General features: G+C 43.4%; 22 protein-coding genes. 19 read left to right on the plus strand and 3 right to left on the minus strand.

Annotation, left to right across the window (positions count from 1 at the left end; all coding sequences use genetic code 11):
• Window positions 1–31: 31 nt before the first annotated feature.
• The 7 genes from ABEW32_RS20000 (at window position 32) to ABEW32_RS20030 (ending at window position 9825) form a co-directional block, all read left to right on the plus strand.
• Window positions 32–1870: a sensor histidine kinase gene (locus ABEW32_RS20000; protein ID WP_430191074.1), complete on the plus strand. Its 1839-nt coding sequence runs from the start codon at window positions 32–34 to the stop codon at window positions 1868–1870.
• Window positions 1860–3404 carry a response regulator gene (locus ABEW32_RS20005; protein ID WP_430191077.1) on the plus strand — a complete coding sequence of 515 codons (1545 nt, stop codon included), beginning with the start codon at window positions 1860–1862 and terminating at the stop codon, window positions 3402–3404. Before ABEW32_RS20000 ends, ABEW32_RS20005 begins: the two co-directional genes overlap by 11 nt.
• A gap of 107 nt (window positions 3405–3511) precedes the next feature.
• Complete coding sequence (locus ABEW32_RS20010; protein ID WP_430191080.1) at window positions 3512–5197, plus strand: sugar ABC transporter substrate-binding protein; 1686 nt, start codon at window positions 3512–3514, stop codon at window positions 5195–5197.
• 74 nt (window positions 5198–5271) lie between these two features.
• Window positions 5272–6246, plus strand: coding sequence for an ABC transporter permease (locus tag ABEW32_RS20015; RefSeq protein WP_430191083.1), 975 nt, complete (start codon window positions 5272–5274; stop codon window positions 6244–6246).
• 17 nt (window positions 6247–6263) lie between these two features.
• On the plus strand, window positions 6264–7199 hold the full coding sequence (locus ABEW32_RS20020) for a carbohydrate ABC transporter permease (protein ID WP_430191996.1): 936 nt from the start codon (window positions 6264–6266) through the stop codon (window positions 7197–7199).
• Window positions 7200–8759: a glycoside hydrolase family 43 protein gene (locus ABEW32_RS20025; RefSeq protein ID WP_430191086.1), complete on the plus strand. Its 1560-nt coding sequence runs from the start codon at window positions 7200–7202 to the stop codon at window positions 8757–8759.
• 40 nt (window positions 8760–8799) lie between these two features.
• Window positions 8800–9825 carry an endo-1,4-beta-xylanase gene (locus ABEW32_RS20030; RefSeq protein WP_430191089.1) on the plus strand — a complete coding sequence of 342 codons (1026 nt, stop codon included), beginning with the start codon at window positions 8800–8802 and terminating at the stop codon, window positions 9823–9825.
• A gap of 361 nt (window positions 9826–10186) precedes the next feature.
• Here the strand turns inward: ABEW32_RS20030 and xynC are convergent, their stop codons facing one another.
• Window positions 10187–11860: a glucuronoarabinoxylan endo-1,4-beta-xylanase XynC gene (xynC, locus tag ABEW32_RS20035; RefSeq protein WP_430191091.1), complete on the minus strand. Its 1674-nt coding sequence runs from the start codon at window positions 11858–11860 to the stop codon at window positions 10187–10189.
• A 700-nt stretch (window positions 11861–12560) separates the two neighbouring features.
• Here xynC and fabV point away from each other — a divergent pair.
• Entirely contained in the window at window positions 12561–13733 is a 1173-nt protein-coding gene (gene fabV / locus ABEW32_RS20040) for an enoyl-ACP reductase FabV (protein ID WP_430191094.1), read from the plus strand.
• Window positions 13734–13837: 104 nt separating this feature from the next.
• Here the strand turns inward: fabV and ABEW32_RS20045 are convergent, their stop codons facing one another.
• Window positions 13838–14041 (minus strand): hypothetical protein, encoded by a 204-nt coding sequence (locus ABEW32_RS20045; protein ID WP_430191097.1) that lies wholly within the window; start codon window positions 14039–14041, stop codon window positions 13838–13840.
• Between the two features lie 168 nt (window positions 14042–14209).
• Here ABEW32_RS20045 and ABEW32_RS20050 point away from each other — a divergent pair, with 168 nt between their 5' ends.
• The gene (locus ABEW32_RS20050) at window positions 14210–15361 is read left to right on the plus strand and encodes a sn-glycerol-1-phosphate dehydrogenase (protein ID WP_430191099.1); all 1152 of its coding nucleotides are present in this window, start codon (window positions 14210–14212) and stop codon (window positions 15359–15361) included.
• Between the two features lie 188 nt (window positions 15362–15549).
• On the plus strand, window positions 15550–16656 hold the full coding sequence (locus ABEW32_RS20055; protein ID WP_430191102.1) for a GntR family transcriptional regulator: 1107 nt from the start codon (window positions 15550–15552) through the stop codon (window positions 16654–16656).
• Between the two features lie 702 nt (window positions 16657–17358).
• Here ABEW32_RS20055 and ABEW32_RS20060 read toward each other — a convergent pair.
• Window positions 17359–17943 (minus strand): helix-turn-helix domain-containing protein, encoded by a 585-nt coding sequence (locus ABEW32_RS20060; RefSeq protein WP_013370447.1) that lies wholly within the window; start codon window positions 17941–17943, stop codon window positions 17359–17361.
• A 299-nt stretch (window positions 17944–18242) separates the two neighbouring features.
• Here ABEW32_RS20060 and ABEW32_RS20065 point away from each other — a divergent pair, with 299 nt between their 5' ends.
• The 9 genes from ABEW32_RS20065 to ABEW32_RS20105 all read left to right on the plus strand — a co-directional run bounded on the left by ABEW32_RS20065 (window position 18243) and on the right by ABEW32_RS20105 (window position 26048).
• Window positions 18243–18947 carry a hypothetical protein gene (locus ABEW32_RS20065; RefSeq protein ID WP_430191104.1) on the plus strand — a complete coding sequence of 235 codons (705 nt, stop codon included), beginning with the start codon at window positions 18243–18245 and terminating at the stop codon, window positions 18945–18947.
• Window positions 18937–20445: an RHS repeat-associated core domain-containing protein gene (locus ABEW32_RS20070; protein ID WP_430191998.1), complete on the plus strand. Its 1509-nt coding sequence runs from the start codon at window positions 18937–18939 to the stop codon at window positions 20443–20445. Before ABEW32_RS20065 ends, ABEW32_RS20070 begins: the two co-directional genes overlap by 11 nt.
• A 148-nt stretch (window positions 20446–20593) precedes the next feature.
• A complete protein-coding gene (locus ABEW32_RS20075; protein WP_430191107.1) occupies window positions 20594–21244 on the plus strand; it encodes a hypothetical protein in 651 nt (216 codons plus the stop codon).
• A gap of 363 nt (window positions 21245–21607) precedes the next feature.
• Entirely contained in the window at window positions 21608–21862 is a 255-nt protein-coding gene (locus tag ABEW32_RS20080; protein WP_430191110.1) for an RHS repeat-associated core domain-containing protein, read from the plus strand.
• A gap of 68 nt (window positions 21863–21930) precedes the next feature.
• Window positions 21931–22785 carry a polymorphic toxin-type HINT domain-containing protein gene (locus ABEW32_RS20085; RefSeq protein WP_430191112.1) on the plus strand — a complete coding sequence of 285 codons (855 nt, stop codon included), beginning with the start codon at window positions 21931–21933 and terminating at the stop codon, window positions 22783–22785.
• 81 nt (window positions 22786–22866) lie between these two features.
• On the plus strand, window positions 22867–23100 hold the full coding sequence (locus ABEW32_RS20090) for a hypothetical protein (RefSeq protein WP_430191115.1): 234 nt from the start codon (window positions 22867–22869) through the stop codon (window positions 23098–23100).
• A gap of 170 nt (window positions 23101–23270) precedes the next feature.
• Window positions 23271–23792, plus strand: coding sequence for a hypothetical protein (locus ABEW32_RS20095; RefSeq protein WP_430191118.1), 522 nt, complete (start codon window positions 23271–23273; stop codon window positions 23790–23792).
• Window positions 23793–24274: 482 nt separating this feature from the next.
• Window positions 24275–25411, plus strand: a complete 1137-nt coding sequence (locus tag ABEW32_RS20100; RefSeq protein ID WP_430191120.1) for a polysaccharide deacetylase family protein — start codon at window positions 24275–24277, stop codon at window positions 25409–25411.
• A 211-nt stretch (window positions 25412–25622) separates the two neighbouring features.
• The gene (locus tag ABEW32_RS20105) at window positions 25623–26048 is read left to right on the plus strand and encodes a phage holin family protein (protein WP_430191123.1); all 426 of its coding nucleotides are present in this window, start codon (window positions 25623–25625) and stop codon (window positions 26046–26048) included.
• The last annotated feature ends 27 nt before the right edge of the window (window positions 26049–26075 follow it).

Below are 26075 nucleotides of genomic sequence, written 5' to 3' on the forward strand. Positions count from 1 at the left end.
CGGCTCAGGTCAAAAGAGTGTTCAATGGGAGATGGTGGTTGAAGCCGTGATTAGAAAATTCAAATTTCGCAGTATAGTGAACGATATCCCGCTTAATTACAAATTTATGCTGATTTATGTAATTGCAATTTTACTGCCTATTGTCATAATCAATTATTTATTTATGGACCGGATGTCCTGGCTGATCAAGGAGCGGGAAGAGCAGAATTTGCAGATTTCGTTGGAGCGGGCGAGAAAGGATATCCACGGTATGATTGATGGCGGAGTTGCGGTCAGTCATGCCGTGATTACAGATAAGCTCCTGTACGAGACTCTGGATCGTGATTATAAAGATTCGCTGGATTTCTATAATACGTTCAACGAGCAGCTCCGTCATCGGGTTACATCCTATATTCCGGTAAACAATCAGATCAAGCGAATTGGTATTTACACGGACAATCCGACCATTGTGCCAGGGAGTGACTACTATTACTTAAATAAACCGGTTTTAGCTAGTTCCTGGTATCAACAGTGGAAGTCATTCCACGGTGCTGTGCTGGTATCTGCGTATCTGGACATGGGAGCTAAAACCTCTGGACCCGCCACTCCTTATCTCAGTGTCTTTGAGAAGATGGATGATTACAACGTCAATAATTCTTACCAGAAGCTGGTGCGGATTGATTTCGATCTCAGCCGTTTTTACGATGTCATCGCCCGCGAGCGGAATTATCTAGATCTCTATTTGGTTAACGACCGGAACGAGGTCATCGTATCTATAAATAGCGGGTACTTGCCCGAAAATATCTCCAGTTTCCCTTTGTTCAAAATGGATAATGAGACGGACAACGATCTGCACACCTTGCCCATCGGTAACGCCAGCTATGTGCGAGGCTGGAAGTTGATTGGTGTGCCTCAGGGGACACGTGTTAGCAAGGCTATGATGGATATGCGGATTTATTTCAGTATACTGGTCGGCCTGATTACATTGTTCACCTCGGTGTTCATTTACGTCATGCTGCGCTCATATAACCACCGGGTCAAGCGCCTGGCCCGGCATATGCAAAGGGTAAGAAACGAGAAGTTTGACTTGATCAACATGGATGAGGGACGTGACGAAATCGGGCATCTGATCCGTAATTTTAATATGATGACCTCTCAGATCCATTCCTTGATCAATAATGTGTATAAACTGGAAATTCAGCAAAAAAGCCAGGAAGCCGAGCGCATCCGAGCTGAGCTCAATCTGCTGCAAAGTCAGATGAATCCTCATTTCCTATTCAACACGCTGAATGCGCTTCTCGTAGTCAGTACGAAAAACAATTACACAGATGTCAAGAACATCATCAAGGACCTATCGAAGTTACTCCGCCGTCTGCTGAACTGGAAGGACGATCTAGTGCTGCTGGAGGAAGAGATCAATTTTACTGTGATGTATCTTGATATCGAAAAATTTCGATTCCGGGACAAATTTGATTATTCCATCGAGATCACCGAAGAAGTGCGTCACTACAAGATACCGAAGATGAGTATTCAACAACTCGTGGAGAACGCCTGCAAGTATGGCATACAGGCTATTGAGGGGCTTGGAGTTGTCAAAATACGCGCCGAAGTAGTCGATGAGCGGTTGCGTGTGGTTGTATCGGATAATGGCAAAGGTATTGGCGAGGAGCGGTTAAAGGAGGTTTTGTACAACATGCGGAGCGAAAAGGAGACAATAGGGGGGAATATTGGTATCCGCAATGTATACCGACGGCTGGAGTTGTACTACAACGACAGGGTTAGTTTTAACCTGACCAGCAAGGAGGGAGAAGGTACCGAGGTGTCTTTCGAAATTCCGATGCAATTGTTGCAATGTCAGAATGGAGAAGGAGGGAAGGGAAATGGGGTTTAAAGTGCTGCTGATTGATGATGAGCCTTGGGCACTGGAGGGCATGCAGATTTGTATTGATTGGGGAGAGATGGGCTTTGAGGTGTGTGGGATCTGCGGCAACGGAATGGACGGTTTGAGGCTAATGGAGGAATTAAGCCCAGACCTGGTGATGGTGGATATCCATATGCCAATAATGGATGGCTTGGAAATGATAAAGCAATGGCGGGAACGAGGGAATGTCTCCACGAAATTCATCATTCTTACCGGGTACAGCGAATTTGATTACGCTCGAAAGGCTCTCAAATACAGAGTCTCCCGTTATTTGCTGAAGCCTTTGGATGAGGAGCAGACTGAATTGGAGATTCGGGCAATCCAGCGCGAATTGTTGGAGGAGCAGGAGCTTATTTACATAGGCCAGATTGCTCGTCGGGAAGAGGTGCTGCAAATGATCAAGGAGGCACTACTAGGCAAATGTATGTCTACAGAGGGTAACGATTTCATGGAATCTGTCTCCCAATCCACTGATTTATGGAATGTATGTCTGGTGCAAGTGCATCGAGACCAGTCCGCACGACTGGGCGAGTTTGCACTTGAACTGCTCGATGGCCTAGAGACAGCTTATTTGGTGCATCTGTCCATGGAACATTTCGTCATTGTGTTCGGCGACTCGGCGTATCCAAGTGATGGAGCCAGTGCTGAGAAGACCATAGAAGCACTGGCCTGTCGCTTGGCGGGGTTTCGTGTCTTCATGGCTGTTGGTGCCTCGGTAGGTTCACTAACTGAAATTGGAGCCGCCTACAAGACGGCGTCCAAGGCGCTGCTGCATGCATTTTATAATTCGGAAAATAATGGAATTATTCATTATGACATGATTAAAGACAGTGCGTTTCAACATTGCAACAATCAGGTGGAGCTTTTGGAACGCATTTTGGAGACATTTGAAATCGTCGACTATACTGGCTATCAATCCATTGTTGATTCTATGGAGCAAGTGTTTCGGGAGACGCGGGTGTATCCTGATGAGGTCCAAAAGTTTGTCGTCTTTATCCTTCACGAAATCAGGGCTTATATGAGTGTGCATTTTGCTGATGACAGGGAGCCTTCCGACTATCTGTTCGATATTCCCAATATGGATGAGGCAATGCTGACTTTTGACGATATGATGGGGATACTGCGTTCTTGTGGACAGGTTTGCTTTGAACTTCTTCTCAAACAGAGCATGATGGAGCCTCAGGGGATCGTGCAGGATATCAATGATTACATCCGCAGCTATTTCCGGGAAAGTCTGACCATTAAACAACTGGCAGAGCAATTTTTTCTGCATCCTACCTATTTGGGACAATTGTTGATACGCAAAAACGGAATCGGGTTCAATGAATTGCTTCATGATTTGAGGATTGAAGAGGCAAGTCGCCTGCTTCGTATGAACCAATATAAAAATAGTGAGCTATCAGAAATGGTAGGATATACCAACTATAATTATTTTTTGAAGCAATTTGAGAAGCGCTTGGGTATGTCACCAAACGAATATAAGAAATCAAAGCTTTTCATGTGAAAAGCTTTAATTCGAATATAGTTTCCGATCAGATATAAATTTAAACTGAAATCAACAAATTGTAAGGGCTTACATTCTTGATATGACAAAACTTTCGGAGGTGTCTTATGGGGGACAGAAAAAAATCGTTACTTCGTATTGGAGCGGTGGCACTTTTGTCACTGAGCGTTATTCTATCCGGCTGCTCAATCAGTGGCAGCAGCAAAGATGGAAATTCCAAAGCGGACAGTGTCAACAGCGGAGAGGTTGGAGCAGCAAATCCAATTGAAATCTCAGTCTTTCTGAATGAAGCAGGACAGCAGCCGACAGCGGACAACAAGATGTACAAATTGTTGAAGGATGAGCTTGGCGTTACCTTCAAATTTGAATTTCTTGCGGGTGACAAGAACCAGAAGCTCGGTGTTATGATTGCTGGCGGGGACTACCCGGACCTGATCTCGGCAGACACAAAGCTGACCGCTGCGGGAAGCGTCATCCCGTTGGAAGATCTGATTGAGAAATATGCGCCTAATCTGAAAAAACACTATGAGAAGTATTGGAACCAAATGAAGGACCCTAATGATGGACATATTTACTATTTGCCAAACTATGGTGCCTACAATGGTGAAGTTGCTGATACCTATTACGGTGGTCCTGCTTTCTGGGTTCAAAAGGCTGTTCTCAAGGAATTCAACTATCCAACTATTAAAACATTGGATGAATACTTCGATCTACTTAAAAAGTACAAAGAGAAATATCCAACGATTGATGGAAGCCCAACTATTGGTTTTGAAATCCTGAACTATGACTGGAAAACCTGGGGATTGCTGAATCCTCCACAACATTTGATTGGTCATCCAAACGATGGCGGTGTAGTTGTAAACAAAGGTGTGGCAGAGATTTTTGCCGATAAAGATTACGCTAAGAAATACTACAAGAAGCTGAATGAAATTAATGCTCAAGACTTGCTCGATAAGGAAGCGTTTACACAGAACTATGATCAGTACTTGGCGAAGTTGTCTAACGGTAATGTACTGGGGATGTTCGATCAGCACTGGAACTTTCTCAAAGCCGAGGATTCACTGAAGGTACAAAAGAAGCTGGAGCGGACATATGTAGGTTTCCCTCTGGTATATGATACCAAAATTAAGGATTACTATCGGGACCGTCCAGCGCTTAATCTGAATAATGGTTTTGGTATTACTGTTAACGCTAAGGATCCAGTAAAAATCATCAAAGTACTCGATAAACTTATGGATGAAAAATGGCAAAAACGATTTACTTGGGGTATCGAAGGCGAGGATTATTATGTTAATAAGAAAGGCCGCTTCATGAAAACACCAGAGCAGCGTACTAACTCAGATGATGCTACGTGGAAGCTCGCCAATAAAGCAGAAGCTTTATATAGTACCGCACCGAAGCTGGAGGGTTATTTTAGCGATGGAAACGCCACCACGGCAACCAACCAGCCCGAAGAGTATCAAGCAAGCTTGAAGCCTTACGATAAGGAAGTTTTAAAGGCATACGGGTTCAATAGCTACGTTGACTTCTTCAGTGCTCCTCCTGAGAACCCGGTCTACTACCCGGCTTGGTCCGCCGATATCGTGGATGGTTCTCCGGCCAAGATTGCCAGCACAAAGCTGAATGACCTTTCTACAAAGTATCTGCCTAAAGCAATCCTGTCAAGTCCGTCTAGCTTCGACTCCGTGTGGAGCGAATACACCTCCGAGATTCATAAGCTTGACATCAAGGCCTATGAAGACAAAATAAACGAAGTGTTGAAGTGGAGAATTGAGAATTGGACTGCTAAATAGAACTATTTCTAAACCGAAAAGGGAGTACTCCTCCCTTTCCCAAAAATATAAGAATGGATAGGGAGTTTGATACTATGGAGGAGATTGCAATTGGCGCCAAGCCAGTTAAACAGGCAAACCCGAAGAAGAAACGCAGCGACAAACGCGTGACCTGGGCTATGATCAAGGATCAGAGACAACTTATCTATATGTCAGTTCCTCTGCTTGCTTATATAGTTTTATTTGCTTATGTGCCGATCTGGGGTTGGTCGATGGCATTTCAAGATTACAAGCCCGCACGAAGCTTTGGTGATCAAACCTGGGTTGGCTTCAAGCATTTTAAGTTCCTGTTTACAGACGATAATTTTTTACGTGTCCTTCGTAATACACTTGCTATGAGTATGATCAACCTGATTTTTGGGTTTGTTACTGCCATTATTTTGGCATTGTTGCTTAATGAAATTAAAAAGATTTTCTGGAAGAGAGCCGTTCAGACTATTTCGTATTTGCCACACTTTTTGTCATGGATTATCGTTACGGGAATTGTTGCCACTTCTCTTGCCTCTGACGGCATTGTCAACGAAATGTTGATGAAGCTGCATTTGATTGATAAACCAATTTTATGGTTGAGTGAAGGAAAGTATTTTTGGGGAGTAGTGGGAGCCTCACACGTTTGGAAAGAAGTTGGATGGAATACCATTATTTATTTGGCCGCCATAGCCTCTATTGATCCGGCTTTGTATGAAGCCGCTGATATTGACGGGGCCAACAGATACCAAAAAATGTGGAGTGTTACTTTGCCAGGCATTAAGCCAACTATTGTTATTCTGTTGATTATGTCAATTGGCCATATTTTAGAAGCTGGTTTTGAAGTACAGTATTTGCTAGGCAACGGACTTGTTGTGGATTGGTCAGAAACGATTGATATTTTCGTTCTCAAATATGGTATTGCGCAAAGTAACTATTCCTTGGCCACCGCGGGAGGTATATTCAAAACTATTGTCAGTATCACAATGTTGCTGCTCGCAAACTGGACAGCAAAGCGGCTTGGGGAAGAGAGGTTATTATAATGATGAAGAAAACTCAGATGCCAGGCTCAGAGAGTACATTTGCAATCTCCAGACGCCGCCCAGGAAGCAGGGGATTAGAGCCGTTTGTTTTCAATACACTTAATACAATATTTATGATTATCCTGGTCATTGTTACCTTGTATCCGTTCCTTAATACAATTGTAGTGTCGTTTAATGCGGGGAACGACACGATCAGGGGCGGTCTCTATCTGTGGCCGCGGGAGCCCACATTGCAGAATTATAAAGCGGTATTCGTTTCGGGTACTATTTATAATGCATTCCTGATTTCGGTAGCACGTACCGTGCTTTCGACCGTGCTGAATATTTTCTTGACCACAATGCTGGCTTATGCGCTGAGTCGGCGGGATTTTGTGTTCCGCAAGCCTATTACTACCGTTTTTGTCCTGACTATGTATTTTAATGCAGGTTTGATTCCTGGCTACTTCTTGATGAAAGACCTGAATTTAATTAATAGTTTTTTCGTATATGTACTGCCGTCCATGATCAGCGCATTTAACTTAATTGTTATCCGCACCTATATCTATACAATTCCAGAAAGCTTGGTGGAATCGGCTAGAATAGATGGGGCAGGAGATTTCAAGATTTTTTGGAGAATTATTTTACCGCTCTGTAAGCCTGTGCTGGCTACTATTGCGCTGTTTGTTGCAGTAGGTGCCTGGAACTCTTGGTTCGACGCTTTTTTGTATACCTCGTCCCAACAGGAACTGAGCACACTGCAATACGAGTTAATGAAGTTGCTTTCCTCTAGTATGAATGCCAACAGTAATCCATCAGTGGCCAATGGTGTTGGAATGCAGAATGCTACCCAGGTTACACCTATTTCAATTCGCGCTGCTGTCACTGTAGTTGCTTCTATTCCAATCCTGATCGTGTATCCGTTCATGCAAAAATATTTTGTTGTTGGGCTTAACGTTGGGAGTGTGAAGGAATAAATGAATAAACAATTGGTGTCGCAAACCATTCACTACTCCAATCCCATACTTCCCGGCTTTTATCCTGATCCTAGCATTACTAGAGCGGGAGAGTACTTTTATCTGATTTGCAGTTCGTTTGAATATTTCCCCGGTGTTCCTATTTTCCGGAGTCAGGATCTGATTCAATGGGAACAAGTGGGTCACGTGCTGAACCGGTCCAATCAGCTTGATTTGACGGATCGCAAGAGCTCTGACGGCATTTATGCACCATCCATTCGTTATTTTGAGGGAACCTTCTACATGATTACAACCGATGTTGGAGGGATCGGGAATTTTTATGTTACAACGACCGATCCGGCCGGACCTTGGTCGAATCCGATCCCTGTTCCTTACGGTGGTATTGATCCTTCACTGTTTTTTGACGATGACGGCAAGGTGTACGTTACAGCGCAGCAGGGCGCGGACTACGACTCCCATGCCATCCAGTATGAAATTAATATTGTGACTGGAGAAGCTCTTTCTGAACCGCAGGTGGTTTGGTACGGTGATGGAGGCCCATGGACTGAAGGTCCTCATCTATACAAGATTAACGGAATGTATTATATGATGTCTGCCTCTGGCGGAACAGCGCAGGAACACAGGGAGATTATCGGACGGAGCGACAATCCTTATGGTCCGTTTGAACGTTATCTGGAGCCGATCCTGACCCATCGGGGGCTTGATCATCCGATTCAATATTTGGGTCATGCCGACCTGGTAGAAGATGTAAAAGGAGATTGGTGGGCTGTTTTTCTCGGCGTTCGGTTGACTGAGGATGGTTATAGCGTGCTTGGTCGTGAAACCTTTCTGGCTCCGGTCATCTGGAAGGACGAATGGCCGTATATCGACAATAACGAGGGCTGTGTCAAGCTGGAAATGTCGATTGCACGCCCGCAGGCAGCGACACCCAACGCTACGGGCGTCACTGTGAGTGAAAAGCGAGACGATTTTGCCGCAGACACTCTCGGACCCGAGTGGATTTTTGTACGAAATCCGGCTGAGGGTAGTTATTCGCTAGATGAAGTTCCCGGGTCTTTGACATTGTATGGACAGCCGGCAGGACTCGGGGATGTCGGCCAGATTGCTTTTGCAGGCAAAAGACAGCAGCATAAGCAAGCAAGTTTCACCACTTGCCTGTCGTTTGCGCCAACCGCTGAAGGTGAAGAGGCCGGATTGTGTGCACGCCGGGATGAGGATGCCCATTATGAGATCGGGGTGTTGCGTTCTGGAAACTGCAACCGTGTTATGGCCCGTCTGACGATTCGCGGAGAATCCCAAATCGTCTATGGGGCTGAGACAGAATCGGAGCGAGTTTTGCTAAAGATTGAATCGACTGAGGATGAATATGCTCTTTTATATTCGGAGGATGGCGAGAACTGGTCGAGTATAGCTACAGGTCCGGCACGGGCGTTGTCCCCGGAGGATTTCGTGAATAAAATGTGCTTCACTGGGGTAGTCATTGGACTGTATGCAACAGGAAATGGCCGCTTAAGTGGGGTACCTGCACACTTCAATTGGCTTAAGTATCAGGCTAAATAGCAGTAAGAGTTTGCCGATGGCCTGCACAAGGAGGATAAGGATGAATTTATCGACACGGCAAGAAGCTTCACTAAAAGAATTATACAAAGACGATTTCCAGATCGGAGCGGCGGTCAACCCTCTAACTATTGAGGTACAGAAATCGTTGCTTGCTTACCACTTTAACAGTATTACAGCAGAAAATGAAATGAAGTTCTCAAGCTTGCATCCGAAGGAGGAGGTGTATACCTTCGAGAATGCCGACCGATTAGCTGCATTTGCCAAGGAGCATGGGATGGCAATGCGCGGTCATACCCTGGTTTGGCATAATCAAACGCCGGATTGGCTGTTTGAGAATGAACAAGGCGGTCCGGCGGATCGTGCCTTGGTGCTGGAACGGCTCCGCTCGCATATCCAAACGGTGGTTGGTCGGTATAAGGATACTGTATACTGCTGGGATGTGGCAAATGAGGTCATCTCGGACGAGGAGTCAGACAAGGAGGAGTTTCTTCGCCCGTCGAAATGGCTGGATATCGTCGGACCTGATTTTATCGCCAAGGCTTTTGAATATGCCCATGAAGCAGATCCTAAGGCTCTGCTGTTCTACAACGACTATAATGAATCCCATCCTTATAAGCGGGATCGTATCTATCGGCTGGTTAGGTCGCTACTGGACCAGGGAGTGCCGATTCACGGCGTCGGTCTTCAGGCTCATTGGAATCTGTTCGATCCTTCCCTAAGCGACATCCGCGCAGCTATCGAAAAATATGCAGAGCTGGGACTTCAGCTCCAGCTAACGGAACTGGATTTGTCAGTTTTTCGATTTGATGACAGACGTACCGACCTGCTTCATCCTTCCGAGGAAATGCTGGAACGGCAAGCGGAGATTTACGAAGCGGTTTTCCATCTCCTGCGGGAATACCGCGACTGCATCAGTGCAGTCACATTCTGGGGGGCTGCCGACGATTATACCTGGCTGGACGGCTTTCCAGTCAGAGACCGGAAAAACTGGCCTTTGTTATTCGATCAATCGCACCGTCCGAAGCTGGCTTATGAACGTGTTGCTGCGCTGGTCGTTCAACCATAGTCGAGCTACGCCAATAGATGTACAGATTTAATGAAATAGCTCCTGAATTTGTCCTTGTGGCGATCAGGGGCTTTTTTGATATAATCGGAATTTACATTGTATTACTCCTCACCTTAGCACTTGGCGCGGGTCATTTTCCCGAAGTCCTCCTCATACGAGAGGTGGAGTGGTTGTACCGTTCTGGCTGTCCTACCTCTTGTTGCAGTTGTAGTAAACAGTTCTATTTAAATTGGAAGAGGAATTAAGCCGTAGAACAATGTAGAAACAAGGGTTTGAGTTTTGATGGACAATATCCTTTTGGGAAAAAGAGAACCCGAATCTTGGAAAAGACCCAGGTTCTCGAATTTTCGCCTGCATGCACCTATTCGGCTGAGACGTTTATACTTTCTATATTCGGTCCTTCTGTACCGGTAGTTACTACTTTTAAAGTATTGTTTCCGCTATTCATAGGTACCTGAATTGTTTTTTCGCCCCAGGTTGCCCAGCTACCCGTTGCTGTAAAGTCTGCATTGCTGATTACTTTTGTTCCGTTAACATAAACATCCAGATTTCGAGTCCCTGATTCCAAGGCATAGCGGAATTTCACATTTTTAGTTCCAGGAACAGCGCAGTAGATACTATTCCATTGTACGGTTGCATTTGTTGCAGCATTAAAGTTGACATACTGGATAGTGTCGTCACCTGCATAGGTGGCTTCTACTACGGAGTGGGTCAATGTTGCATCTGCCTGAGCTCCATAAGTCGTGTTGCTGGTGCTCTTGCCACCCAATTCACCAACAAAAGTTGTCACACTTTGGGCAGGGAGCTGGGCTGTAAAGGCACCGCCAGACAAATTGATGGGTGATCCAGCTGCCAGATTTCTACTGCCGTCCGTTACCCATGAAGATACTCTCGATGCTGTCCCGTTCTGTAGGGCGAATCTTTGGCTTACTGCTGAATCACCTCTATTAATTGCAACAATAACTACCTTGTTATCACCTTTATATGCCGAGGTGTAAACGTTTGTACTTGGATTCTTCGTTGCATCTACTCGTACATATCCGGGGCGAATAAATTTCGAGAACTGAGCCATATTATAACCACGCTTGCTTATTGTACCATCCTCATTCATAGGACCGTATTGTCTACGAATGTACCACCAAACATATGTTTGAAAATCTCCCTCTACCATAGCATTGTGCATATGATATGAAACATCCAATGCTTCAGGCCAGCGATTTGCCGAGTTATTGTCACTATTTGGATAGTAAACTTCTGTCATCCAAAGCTCTTTTCCCGCTCCTTTTTGTTTGAAAAGAGGATAGGAGAAATCACTGAATTTAGTACCATAAGTATGGGTTCCAAGAATATCCATATTAGAAAGAGCCTGTGGATCGTTTAAAATAGGGTCTGACATATTTTTTAAGTATGAAAAGGATTCAGGTGCTATAACTCTGCACTTAATAGACCCAGCATTTTCTTTCATAAAACGAAGCATTTCTTGTGGAGTCCACCATGTCCAAGTATGTGCATAATCAGGTTCATTTTGGACGGAGATAGCATACAAATCCACGCCATTATTTTTCATGTAGGAGACGAAATCGTTAAGATGCTGCGCATAAGCAGCGTACTTATCATATCTAAGGCGCTTTGCTTTTGTATCACCATCATGATTAAAGGTCTCAGTCATGTCACTTGGAGGATTCCATGGTGAAGCAAAAACGATTGCTCCGCTTTGAATTGCACGTTTTGCAGTTGGTATTTCTTTGTACCAATTATTTTTGTTGTCGTCTATATAAATTCTTAACACTGAAAAACCTAACTGATTATTTCCATTACCAAAAGCTGTTTCTCTTTGAGATGCTGTCAAATCTCCGATCCAAGCCGGAAGGTTTATTCCTCCAAAACCGCGAATCACTTGTTTTTCCGCCGATAAGTTAATGGTTACATCACTTGCTGCTGAGACTTCGGCAGGTGCTGCCAGGCTAAATATGAGCGGCAGTGCAGTTACAAATGCCAATACTACGCAAACTGTTTTTTTTACACGTGAAATCATTCTTTCATCTCCTAATAAAATAATAATTTCCTAACCCTGTAACGTGAAATACAATTTCCAATTTATGATCTATCTATACTGATAACCTCCTTTCGTATTGTGGAGCACAGATCCACCTGTTTCTTTCCTTGTTTCATCACAGCTTCCCCCCCCATAAATGAGGTTTCGCTCGTAATGTTATCCTACAAGGTCAGCCCCCAAAGGACAGGTTCAGACCAAGGTAGCGAATCATAATGGCTATATTAGCTAAAAAAGCACTTTAATTACAAATTCATCTGGATGTTGAATATTGAAGGGGGTGATATTAATGTCCGAAAGTAAGCGTTTATTCGGTCGGTCTGATGCGTAAAATTTTTGGGGCTTTACATTAAGGAGGATGGCTACTATTCTGGCTGTGTTGCCCGAGATAATGTTCCAGTTCTTAAACACGAGTGATGAGACATTGAATACAATCTGTTAAAAAGATAGTAAACGGTTATTTCATTTTATTTATAACATGCCTTTGTTTTTTTGTGAAATTTTTTTATTCATCTAAAATAGTGACTAAACATACTATTTCGTTTTTTTGTTAGGATTATAAAGAGCTACTTCAAAATCCGCTGTTATCTAGGTTGAGCCGCAAACTGATTTGTAATATAGTTATGACTGGACAACCATTCCATCAATATTAAATGAATGCCAAAGTAGGGGGACCCTTGCAATGATTATTAAACCGAAAATTCGTGGTTTCATATGTACGACTGCGCATCCTGCAGGATGTGCGGCTCACGTTAATCGTCAAATCGACTACATCAAAGACAGTACGGCATTACAAGGAGCTAAAAAGGTACTTGTGATCGGAGCATCCACAGGCTATGGACTGGCTTCCCGCATTGCTGCGAGCTTCGGTATGGGAGCTGACACTGTAGGAGTATCCTTTGAACGTCCTGCTTCAGAGGGACGCACGGCTTCGGCAGGCTGGTACAATACAGTGGCCTTTGAAAGAGCAGCCAGAGCGGCTGGCTACATAGCAGAAAGCATTAATGGTGATGCTTTTTCCCATGAAATTAAGCAGGAGACGTTGAAGCTGGTTAAGGAAAAGCTCGGTAAGGTAGACCTGATCGTGTATAGTGTGGCTTCACCACGGCGGACCCACCCAGATACAGGAGAAACCTTTAATTCTGTTCTCAAGCCCATCGGACAGCCGTTTACGAATAAAACGGTGAATACGAACACGGGCGTCGTATCAGAAATTACGTTGGAACCAGCTACTCAGGAGGAGATTGATAACACCATCACGGTCATGGGTGGTGAGGATTGGTCCTTATGGTTAAAAGCGTTGGAAGAAGCCGACCTGCTGGCTGAAGGGGTTACCACACTGGCTTACTCGTATATTGGTCCTGAGATTACGGAGGCTATCTATCGTAAAGGAACCATTGGTCAAGCTAAAAACGATCTGGAAGCTACTGCGCATACTTTAACAAAGCAACTGGAGCCTTATCATGGGAAGGCATACGTTTCAGTGAACAAAGCTTTGGTTACACAATCCAGTTCAGCTATTCCCGTAGTGCCTCTGTATATTTCCTTACTGTTTAAGGTCATGAAAGAAAAGGGACTGCACGAGGGTTGTATTGAGCAGGCGCAGCGTCTGTTCGAGACACTATATAGTGGGTCCACTGTGGAAACGGACGAAGAAGGACGCATTCGTCTGGACAACTGGGAAATGAGAGAGGATGTGCAGCAAGCTGTTAAAACAGCTTGGTCTGAGATTACTACCGAAAACGTGTCCGAACTGGGTGATCTTGAACAATACCGTCTCGATTTCCTTCAATTGTTTGGATTCGGTTTTGATGAAATTGATTATGATTTGGACGTTGATCCAGAAGTTAAGTAAATAGTTTCCAAATCAAAAACGGGCACTCACAAGCTGCACATGGTTTGTGAGACCCGTTTTTTTATGTATGCAATTCAATTGAACTGGGCTGGTATCTACAAAATTTATCGAGAATTGGACGTAGAAAGCGACTTACGGTGCAGTAAGCGAAAAACGACAATAGTAATAATAATCCCTGCAACGCCAAAGACCGTGACAGAAGCCAGAGCACGATAAGCTTGCCAGCCGAACAAAAAAGCAATACCACTACCAAATGTTGTACCTGCCAGTAACCCGAGTGCGCAGGCAATGTCTGTTCCAAATTTCATCAGCATGTTCCTTTCGAATAGTTGGATTGAATAGTAACTTGTACGTTTTTTCTGGACTTGGACCTACACTTGTGCGTACAATTAAATAGTAATCGTTTTCAAACGGAATCTATTGATTAGTATGGATCGTTTTTGTACAAATTATTCCTTTTTCAGGAGGCTGATGAAATGGATATGAATGAGCAGATCAAGCTGTGGAACGAAGAAGCGCAGGCTAGTAACGCTGATCATCCTCACCGAAAGGTCGAATTATTTATCGAGGTACGGGATGGAGCGCTTGAATCCATTGCTCCTTATCTGAATCAACAAAATTATCGGCGTGTCACTCTGGTAGAAGATGAGCATACTTCAGCGGCAGCGGGAAAAAAAGTAGCTGAATTAATCTATAAAGCAGGTTTGACAGTTGATGTAGTTCGGCTGCCTCCAAATGCTGTAGGGGACGTCATTGCTGATGAAACTTATATTATGAAGGTCCTACTGGGTGTGACGGATCAAAGTCAGGCTGTACTTGCTGTAGGGTCTGGCACAATTCACGATCTGGTTCGCTTTGTATGCTATAAAATGAATCGTCCATTCTTGTCAGTCCCAACGGCTGCCTCCGTGGATGGTTTTACCTCAGCCGGTGCCCCGTTAATTGTGGATGGTAGCAAGCAGACGTTCCAAGCTGTTCCGCCAGAGGCGATCTTCGCTGACTTGTCCGTACTGGCGAGTGCTCCTCAAGCGATGACCGCTGCGGGTTTTGGCGATATGCTCGGTAAGTTCACCTCATTAGCGGACTGGCATGTGTCCAGAGATTTGGGGAACGAGCCATATTCACCTGTGGCTGACCGAATTACCGAGGAGGCCTTACGTGCTTGTGTAGAGCATGTCGATGAGATTGCGGCAGGCAGCAAGGCAGGTGTCGAGGTGTTGATGAATGCGCTGATTGCATCCGGTATTTCGATGTTGATGATTGATCATTCCCGTCCTGCCTCAGGTGGAGAGCATCATATTTCTCATCGAATTGAGATGGATTTTATTGCAGAAGGGCGCAAGCAGGTTTTGCATGGTGCCAAAGTAGGTGTTGCCTCCGCTTTGCTGTCTGACATGTATAGGAAATTGGCTACCACTCAGGATGTGGAGGCATTTGTAGTATATCGGACTTTGCCTACATCGGAACAGATGCGTGCATGGCTAGCTCTGGTTGGAGGTCCGTCTACCATTGCCGAGCTGGGGGTTACGCAGGAGCAGCTTGACCGTGCTTTGCGTACGGCACATACTTTGCGTGATCGCTATACCGGACTCAAGTATATGAATGAACGTCAGTTGCTTCGTTCGTAATGTACTGCATCACATCTGAGTTCTTTATACATTCAGTCTAAGCATGAGAAAGGGATTGGTGAATGAGTTTACGCCTCCGGTAGCTATACAACAATAACCTGCTCCTGTTACATTTGTATGTACAAATGGACGATATGCTATAATCGGAATACGAATAGGTACATGATATGGCAAGTACGGAGGACATTATGGCGCCCAAATATATACAAGTTAAACAGGAGATTTTATCATGGATTCATTCATCCAGACTGGAGCCGCAAAGCCAGCTGCCATCTGAACATGAAATGTCTGAACAATTTACAGTTAGTCGGCAAACGGTGCGTCAGGCGCTGGGTGAGCTGGTACAGGAAGGTTGGCTGCTTCGCATACAGGGCAAGGGAACCTTTGTCGCGATACGGGATCATAAGCAGCCTGAAAATCCAAGGACGATTGGAGTCGTTACAACCTATATATCGGATTATATTTTTCCATCCATTGTACAGGGAATTGAGTCCAAGCTAAGCCGCCAAGGCTACAAACTGCTATTATCAAGCACAGGTAATGATCCTGAGCAAGAGCGTCAATGCCTGGAAATGCTGCTGAGCCAACCACTGAGCGGAATTATTGTTGAGCCGACCAAAAGCGGGGAACGTAATCCCAATTTGAACTATTATTTGACTGTGGAAAATCGCCGCATCCCTTATTTAATGATCAATGCGCGTTATGAAGAGATGGATGCGCCTTGCCTGCGTTTGGATGATGAAAAGGGTGGTTTTTTGGCGGCAGAGCATTTGATCAAGCTGGGGCACCGACAATTGGCCGGGTTTTTCAAAACCGATGATATGCAAGGAATTCTGCGGATGAAGGGATTTGTATCAGCTCACCGTAAATATGGAGTGACGTTACATCCGAACGCAATAACGACGTACCGGACAGAAGAAAAAAATGAGCTTCCGTTACAACGCGCATCACAGCTGTTGGCGATGGAGGCGGGGGAACGTCCGACCGGATGGGTGACCTATAATGATGAGCTGGCGGTGCGGCTGTTGGACATTGTACGTTCGGCGGACCTAAGTATTCCACACGACCTATCACTGGTTGGATTTGATGATTCATTTTTGGCGACAGCAACGGAAATCAAACTGACAACCATTCGGCACCCCAAGGAAGAATTGGGGTTACGTGCCGCCGATACCATACTATCGATGATTGAAGAGAAGGGGTACCGTGAAGAAGATCGTCAGTGGATTATATCGCCAGAGTTAATTGTACGCGAATCCACGGGGCCAGTTCAGGAAATGTCTAAAAAATTTTAAGCTGATGGTTTACTACTCGCTATACGGAGCAGCCTGTTTTCTGGATTGCAGAAAATGGGCTGTTTTTTGCTGTACAATTCAAAAATTGTGTACATAAATCTATCGAAAGATACATAAAAAAGGTTGGTTGAGTTGTACGTACAAGTGTACGGTGAGGGTAGTGCCAGAAATGAAAGTAAGAAGAGTGACCTATATATATTATAAACATTAAATAAGGACGTTTGGGAGGTCAACTGGCAGCCATGGTTGCGGGAGCTGAAGTTGGGGCGGAGGCTACGACAATATCGCCGAAGCAGCGCGTCATATGGCACGTATACGTGATGAGAGCTTCAAGCCAATCCCTGATAACGTGGACATCTATCATAAGCTCTATGAGGAATATAGCCGTCTGCACGCGACTTTGGGTGTGGAGGCAACCCGGTGATGAACAAGCTAGAGGCCACCAAAGCAGACGCTGGACGTGTTCAACTGAAGTGGCAAGCACCCATTCCTAAAGAGTATACTAATGATAAGCAAGAAGCAATTGAACTTTTTGCTATCTAAAAAGCACAGTGCGCCGAGGAATCGGCAGACTGTGCTTTTTTTGCTTTTTTATATTCTGTGAATTACATGGTGTGAAAGTCTCATTAAATGAAAGATGGTAATGCGTTCCTTTCAAATACTTTCATGAAAATTTCAATCATTTCGTTTTAAAGGACATTGTTACTTTTTCAGCATGGCATCAGCAAACAAAATGGATTTTGGAATACGGAAAAACTGTTCCGCCTGATCCTGGAAGGTTTGTGAAGGAACGGTACCCTGATGCAACCATTTCCGAAATGTACCCGGGTGAACGCCAATCCAATGACTGACATCGGTCACCGAAATATCATGTACCATGCACAAACCCGCCAAAATCCGATTTTTAACCGGAGAACGAGTTACAGTCCGTTTCATAAAACGGGACGGCGATGGTTGACAAATGAGCGGTGAACGCCGGACAACCTCTTCATTAAATAGAATATGGTGCGGGTAACCCAGTGTATTACACGTCTTTTCCAGATTAGTGTTGCCGGGAATACGACCTTCATATACCCACGCGCTGACGCTGCGAGAGGAAATGGAAAGCTCCTCGGCAAGTTGGGACAGTTTAATGTCATTAGCCATCAAAACGGCAAGTAAAACGCGATTGCGTACTTGACAGCGTGTTGGTTTGCGAAAACGTTTGACACGCACGCCTTTTCCCAAATATTTGCGATTGATCAGAGACCACGCCTGAATGGAATGTTTGTCTTGTTGTTTAGGCATATACCCTCCGATTTTTTTTAAACACATACTACTATACCCGAAGGGGGCTTTGCAAGTGACTCCTCTCCTGATTTTCTTTTAATCCCATGGGCTTAACCGGTTTATGGAAAATTGGGTCCATTTGACCTATAAAAATGGAAGTTTAAGGTGCCAATATATTAAAATATGTATTTATTTATGGAAATGGAGGTAATATGTTCTTTTCTTATGATTGTAAGGATGTAGAGAGAGAAAAGTGGGTTTTTTTACAGCCCGACATGCAATTTTTTTGACGAGAGAAAGGGAGGTTATACAGCTAAATGATTTGTAAAAAGGTAATGGTATGGTTTCTGACGGCACTTTTGGCAACAAACACTTTGCTGTGCTTGCCTAATGTGGCAGGAGCGGAAAAACAAAATTTAAGTGATGGAGTGCAGCAAGCTCAAGCAGATTCAGAACAGAAGGAACAGGAACTCACGAATGAAACAGCTTCTTTCGAACCGCCAACTTCTGCAACAAACAGCGTTTATAACGCACTCATGATGAGCTTGGCAGCGGTAGAGTATACGTCGATCATAATTGATCCCGGAGAAAGTTATGAATTTCAGAATACAGATACAGTTAGCAAATCTATATACAGCAACGCTTCTCAATCTAAAGGCATTCTGTACGATAGTGTAAGCTACAAAGAGGACGGAGATATCAGCACTGTCCATATGGACTACGGCATTAGCCCTATTGGTGTTCCTGGGGGAGGCACAGCGTTTATTACGAATACGGGAACAGCAGCATTAACCGTAAAAGTAACGGACGTCTTCACCTACAGTACATCGGAGGACCCAGCATTAGAGCGAGTTACGCTCTCTAAGAATGAAAGCTACCGAGTTGTGAATGAAGGATGGACAGCCCGTTCCATTCAGCATGATGGGTCAAATACAGACAATCGCCGTTTTGATTACGCAAAATACAAGGCAGACGGAACTTTATCCGCTTCCGCCCTTAACATTGGATCATATGACGTTTGAGTATGCTCCGAATGGGTTGCTGAAAAGTCAGTCTCCAAGCAGAGGATTGAGTACGCGATTCAGCTACAACGGACTGGATTTGTCCGGGGTTACGGTAGAACAAGGCGGTACGGCGCTGCACCAATTTGGTTATGAGCGGGATGGGAATAAAAACATCGTCGGACGTACACAAAACGGAACCACGGATCAATTTGGATATGATCCGTCCAGCCGAATCGCCAGCGAAGCCACAGGTGAGAAGAATAAGACATACGGCTACGATCCGAATGGAAGCCGAAGCACCGAAGGCAGCGGCAAAGTGTTTGGTATGACAAACGCCAGTTATGACTATGATTCCGTCAGTCGTCTGACCCATGTGAGCGGTGAAGGCAAAGAGGTCAGATACAGCTATAACGGAGACGGTCTACTGTACGAGCGTACGGAGGATGGCAAAACGACTCGGTACTACTACGACGAGGAAGCGAAGCTGATTGCAGAAGCCGAGGTCGAAGGTGGAACAGCGAAGATCACCTACGCTTACGTATATGACTTGTCCGGTCAACTGTGGGCTAGACAGGACAAGGCAAGCGGACAGTTGCAATATTATCAGCTGAACGGTCACGGTGATGTGGTAGGTCTAAGTGATAGTTCGGGTAAGGAACTGAACAGTTACAGCTACGATATTTGGGGCGGCCCAGAGAAGGTCAAAGAGACCGTTCCGAACGTGCTGCGTTATGCTGGCGAGTATTGGGATGATACGACAGGGCTACAATACCTACGGGCTCGCTGGTATGATCCGGGTACAGCCCGTTTTATGGGCGAGGATACGTATCAGGGCGAGATGAGCAATCCTCAAAGCTTGAACTGGTATACGTATGCAAGCAATAATCCGTTAAAGTATATTGATCCAAGTGGACATAAAGTTTGGCTAATTCATGGTACTTTTGGCAAACCGAGTACATGGGATAATAGTAAAAAGTATATTAAAAAGGAACTTTTCAATGAGCCGGTGCAGGCTCTACGCTGGAGCGGGAGGAATAAAACTGAAGCCCGAGAAACTGCAGCAAGGCGTATAGCAGACGAAATTTATAGTTATCAGATGAATAATCCAAAAGAACCTATACGTTTAATGGGACATAGTCATGGAGGGAATGTGTCTATAATGGTAACTAATTTTCTTGCAGAACGCGGCTTGCATGTAGACACCCTTATCACGATAGCTACTCCGATAAGAGAATACAGGCTTAAAACGAAGGTGGGACAACATATTAATGTTTACAATGTTAATGATATTGTTCAAGTCAATGGTGGAAGTATGTGGCTATTAGCAAGTGCCAAACGCGAATATCCTGGTGCTGAAAATATTCGAGTAAAATTGTCATCTACTTATTTAAATAAACCATTTGAGGCACATTCTGTAATGCCCAATAACCCTAATGTTTTGGACAAATATGTAAAGCCACATTTAGTAAGGCATAATTTTGAAAAAGCCAGATTCAAAAATTTTATAAATAAATAAATAAATCTAATTATTATATTAGAATATTTGATTATTTCTTAGTCGATAGAGTCTTTGGATTAGATGAATTATTGTTGTTAAGTAGTATTGATTTAGAATTTGATTTGTATAGATTTTTTCGCTTTGGAAGAAAGATGGAGGGAAGAAGATGAAAATGCCTATTTGGTTTAAAATCATATGGATAATTCCTATTCTTATAAATATAGCTGCGTTAATATGGTTTGTTGTTGGATCAACAGGCGGTTTTCAACGTGGTCATGACATAGTAGCGAGCGTTACATTGATCGTGTTCGGAGTTCCCTCTATCATCATATTGTTAATATCATTAACTCATATACAACAAGGGTGGGCTCCATTTAAGGGAGTAAAATATTTGGTGTCAGCAATGATGATGGTGGCGTTACTATTTCTTTCTTATTATTTGGTTGATAGCACTCCCACGCAAGGGTGGCTATACGAAGATGTAGATAGTGATCCTTTGAGATTAACATCGGATAAAAAATATGAATATCGTATTGATTTAATCAACCCTTTTCAAAGAAATAGTCGGGAGCAATTACATTTGAAAAATAGATCAACAGGAGTAGAAGTGGACATTCCTATCGTTATAAGAGCAGAAAGGGATATCTACTCTACTGGAGGTAGCGAGGGGTGGGCTTGGGGCATTCTAAAACCGACAAAAGTACCGGATCAATACGAATTGTCTACATTGGATGAAAATAACAACGGTAGGTATGGTATGGATCCTAGAGTTTTTTTAATTGATGTAAAAGCTGGAACTGCACAAAGATTGAAGTAGAATTTGAATTATTAACCACGATACGAGATAGTTTCGTATTGTGGTCTTTTTTCATTTTTAGTTCTGAATTATTAATAAATCTCTAAATAACCTTAATACAAAAGAAAATACCAACTGCTTACTAGGGTTAGTTACTGAACCTACAGGACAAAGAATAAGATCTACGTCTACGATCAAAACGGCAACCGAAGTGTCAGGTCCGGTTTTTTGTGGTCAAGAAAAAGCAAGCGGGCAGTTGCAATATTATCAGCTCAACGGTCACGGTGATGTGGTAGGCCTAAGTGATAGTTCGGTAAGGAACTGAATAGCTACAGCTACGATATCTGGGGCGGCCCGGAGAAGGTCAAAGAGACCGTTCCGAATGTGCTGCGTTATGCTGGTGAGTATTGGGATGATACGACCGGGCTACAGTACCTACGGGCTCGCTGGTATGATCCGGGTACAGCCCGTTTTATGGGCGAGGATACGTATCAGGGCGAGATAAACGAGCCGTTAAGTTTGAATGGATTTACGTATGTGCATAATAATCCGTTGACAAATAGTGACCAACCGGGAACTGGTGCACAGCAACGGTTAGGGGGAAATATTATTCCCACCCTGGATATTGCAGTGGCTTAGGTAAAAATGCAGACTATATTCCAGATTCCATTTCTATTAATTTTGGTCGGTCTATTTACGCTGCCGGGGTGAAACAGGGGACATGGTATCCTAAAGGCGCGGCTCGTGTTAAATGGGATAAATCAGGTATATCTGATGCAGTAATGGGTTGCTACTATGATGTACAGTGTGCGAGTTTTGTAAGTGGCTCCCTTGTAGAAGGGCCTGCAATAGCTAAAGTAACTAAAGGTAAAAGTGCCAGTACGGGCAAAACAGTAAAAGAAGTTATAAGTAAATGTAATTGCTTTACAGCAGGTACGAAGGTTCAAACAAACGAAGAGGAGAAGAATATCGAAGACATTGAGGTCGGAGATAGGGTTCTTTCCAAAGATGAGGCAACGGGTAAGGTAGCTTATAAAGAGGTTACGGCTACGTTCAACCATGAGACAAATGAGATTTATCAAATCCATGTAGGAGACCAAGTCATAGAATCCACCTATAATCATTCGTTTTGGGTAGAAGGCAAAGGATGGACGTTTGCTAAAGATCTCAAGGTTGGAGACTTGCTTGTTCAGAATGACGGAAATACACTCAAAATAGACAGTATTGAACTGTTGCACAAGCAGGCAATGGTTTACAACATGACGGTCGAAGAGTTTCATACGTATTTTGTAAGCGACCTTAGTATTTGGGTGCATAATATAGGTGCGTGTGGATACACCAGTATTAAAAGTAAAGGATTTAACAAATCGTACGATAAACTTTCTAAAAATATACAAGAAACGGCAGATGCGGCTTTTAAACAATTCAAGCAGAATCCGGACCATCCAAGTCTGGATTTTGAGTACCTAAATGGTGCTCCAAGTGGTAGAAAGTATGTGTCTGCCCGAGTTGATGGTTCTTATCGGGCTTATGGAATTATTTCGAGAAAACAGTGTAATTGAGTGGTTTGGAATAAACAACCACGACTACAAGGCCGTCATTAGGGAACTAAATGCTGCTTTTTGAGTGTAAGGAGGATTTTTATGGGATGGAAACATATCGTTTTAGAGGCAAATTGTTTCTATGAAGACAATGAAGAGAATCGTGATTCAAAATGTTGTAAGGGAAATATAGGTGTTCATTGTTTAACTTACAACCAGGATGGTCATCAAATTTGTCCTAATTTGGTTTCGGTAAAAGTAGGACATCTGTTATTGCAACCGATAAAGATGGTAATGCTGTGGACTCTTCTACGTTCTGGACCGACGAAAAATTAAGTCCTGAAGAATGGGTGAGAAGAGAAGATGAATGGTTAGATGAGAAGAGAAGGGTAATGAATATGGATGGTAATTGATAGAAGTTAATGAAAAGTAATTGATAGAATTTAAATGAAAATTTTTAGCAATAGGAAGACCTTGAGAGTATATATTATTTCGAGATGAATAGGATGATGAATTTGGAAATAAATCTTAAGCGGCCTTATGGTGTGATTAAGCATAATATGTCAGCAGAGAATATTGCTGATTTGATAAGGTTATTCATTGAAAAGGACTCAATTATATTATTTTCCTTTTACGAAAGGAACTTGCATTTATTTGATGTTAGTACACAGAATTTTATCTCAGAAAGGTGTGTTTTTGTGAATTCCGAGTGGGTGTTGCCATGGAAGGAATCTATACCTCATTGGAATGAATCGAATCAGACACCGCCGAAAATAATGTGGTTTTCGGCAATGCAAAAGGAAGATATTATTAAAGCAATTGACATTGATCATTTTTTTAGATGTATTGTCATTAAAAAAGGTTCAGATTTTAAACAATATTTCAATGTTTTATTTCATCAGGAATATTATTCATCTGTTGATGAGAAAGACTATGAATATTATTTAGGTTTTACAAATAAGGATTTGTTTTTTGACAATTATCTGGATGAAGTTAATAAGAGGTTCGAGGTATCATTAATAGAATAGACAAATGGAAAGATCTTTGGAAGCAGCAGTCCCCAAAGTCTTTCTTTTCTTTATATCAACACTTAATACCAAGTAAACGGGTTAAAGGATACTCCCCTATGACATTCCATAGTCTATTATAAGCCTAGAATTTTCAGTCAGATACCACAGTTCTATCCCCAAGTACTTACCTTCATATTTCTTTAGGTAGTCTCTAGTTCTATCAAATTTTATTCACAACTTTGTAACTTATTTGGTAAGATGGATTGCGAGATTGTTTTCAAATTGTTTTACTATATTTACCTACTATAGTCTGGTAATCTATTAATATGTATAGGGGGCCAAAAAGACGTCCGGTTCAGTCGGTTGAGATGCGTTTATGTTCTATATGTTGAGTGAATGTCTATATTGCCATGTCTATATCGTCATGTCTGTATAACTTCATAGACAAGCTAGAGATAGCTCCCGCACATTATAAAATACAGCACAGGATGGTGTAATGAATGAAGCTTTTACAAGTAAAATGGATGGCTGTATGCTTGATGGCAATCTGTTGTTTGGGTCTGCTGGGCATACATACGAATACAGCGAGTGCACAAGCGAAGGCTCCTTTGCTTGGGGTCAATGATGTGTTGCTAGATTCGAATACGATTCAGCCCGTAATGGAAAATGATAAGCTATACGTTCCTGTCGTTACGTTGGGGCAAAAGATGGGCATTTCTACTTCGGCCAACGGAAATACATTGGTGCTGACTGGACATAATCGCAGCTTCACGCTGGAATTAAACAAGGGTGATGTGTTTGAGCGCGGGGGACGTACGATGGTGCCAATTCGCACTTTGACCGATGCGTTCGGCTTCACTATTACGATTCCTTCTAGTAATGTGTATCGAATTCAGAATGCAAACGCTAGTTTGTCTGATGCTCAGTTCTTGAATACATTCGCGGCGGAAATTAAGCAATACGAATCTGTAAAGCCAGGCAAAACTAGCAATACAGGCAATACGGGAAATGCCAAGCCTAACAGCCGCACCATTTATTTGAGCTTTGACGATGGTCCTACAGCGCATACGTCGCAGCTGCTGGATATTCTGGACAAATATAATGCCAAGGCTACGTTCTTCATGCTAGGGCCTGAAATTCGCCAACATAGCGCAGTGATGAAGAGAATGGTAGACGCAGGGCATGGCTTGGGCCTACATGGGATGACACACCAGGTGAAAAAGATCTATGCATCCCCGGCAGCAGCACTGGCAGAGATGAATCAGGATAATGAGATTTTGTTTAAGGCCACAGGAAAACGCACTTCTTTGATTCGTACACCTTATGGCAGCAAACCGTATTTGAAGAAAGCATACCGCGATCAACTGACGGGTGCAGGCTATCATATTTGGGACTGGAACATAGATTCCAATGATTGGCGTTATACCAAAAATCCAGAGCATTTTGTACAGACGGTCCTCAGTGATATTAAGAGACTGAAAAAGCAAGGCAGAACACCAGTTGTTCTGATGCATGATAAGCCATCTACGATCAAGGTGCTTCCGCAAATCATGGCAGCCTTGCAGAAAGAAGGATATTCGTTCGAGCCGTTGAATGATAATCTGACTCCGCTTAATTTTTGGAATGATCACCGTTAATTAAATTAGCTTGAAAAGAAAGTAAGGCATCTTTATAACCATTTTGTGTGGTTATGAAGGTGCCTTTTGCTGTATTTGCTTGGACATGATTAAATTCACAGCTTGTTTTATATGAATCTATGAATTCATATCTACGTACAGGTCATATGACTTTACGGGTTACCACGTCGCTGCATATATTACAGTAACCGCCCCGAGAGGAGGACTAGGTATGAATATAAATCCGAGTATGTTTAGTATGATTTGTGCCACCGCAGGAGCCATTATTACGTTTGCCTTTGGCGGCTGGAATCAGCTTATGGTGCTATTTACAGTTGCAATGGCTGTTGATTATGTGACGGGTGTCGCTGCCGCTGTTAAGACTGGGCAAGGGTTAAGCAGTAAAGCCGGCTTTTGGGGGTTGGCGAGAAAGGCTTTAATGCTGATGGTGATTTCTTTGGCTCATCATATGGATCTCCTGATGGGTACGGAAATCATGAAAGGGGCGGCAACGTATTTTTATTTATCCAACGAATTGATCTCGATTACGGAAAACTGTTCACGAATGGGTCTGCCGCTTCCACCGAAGCTCAAGAATTTTTTTGCCCTATTAAAGGACAAGGACTCTGATGGTAAAAATGGTGGAAAAGATCGTTAAGATTACAAAGTTTCTTCCCGTATGTGG

It is taken from the genome of Paenibacillus jamilae, assembly GCF_050482105.1.
GTDB lineage: Bacteria > Bacillota > Bacilli > Paenibacillales > Paenibacillaceae > Paenibacillus > Paenibacillus jamilae_B.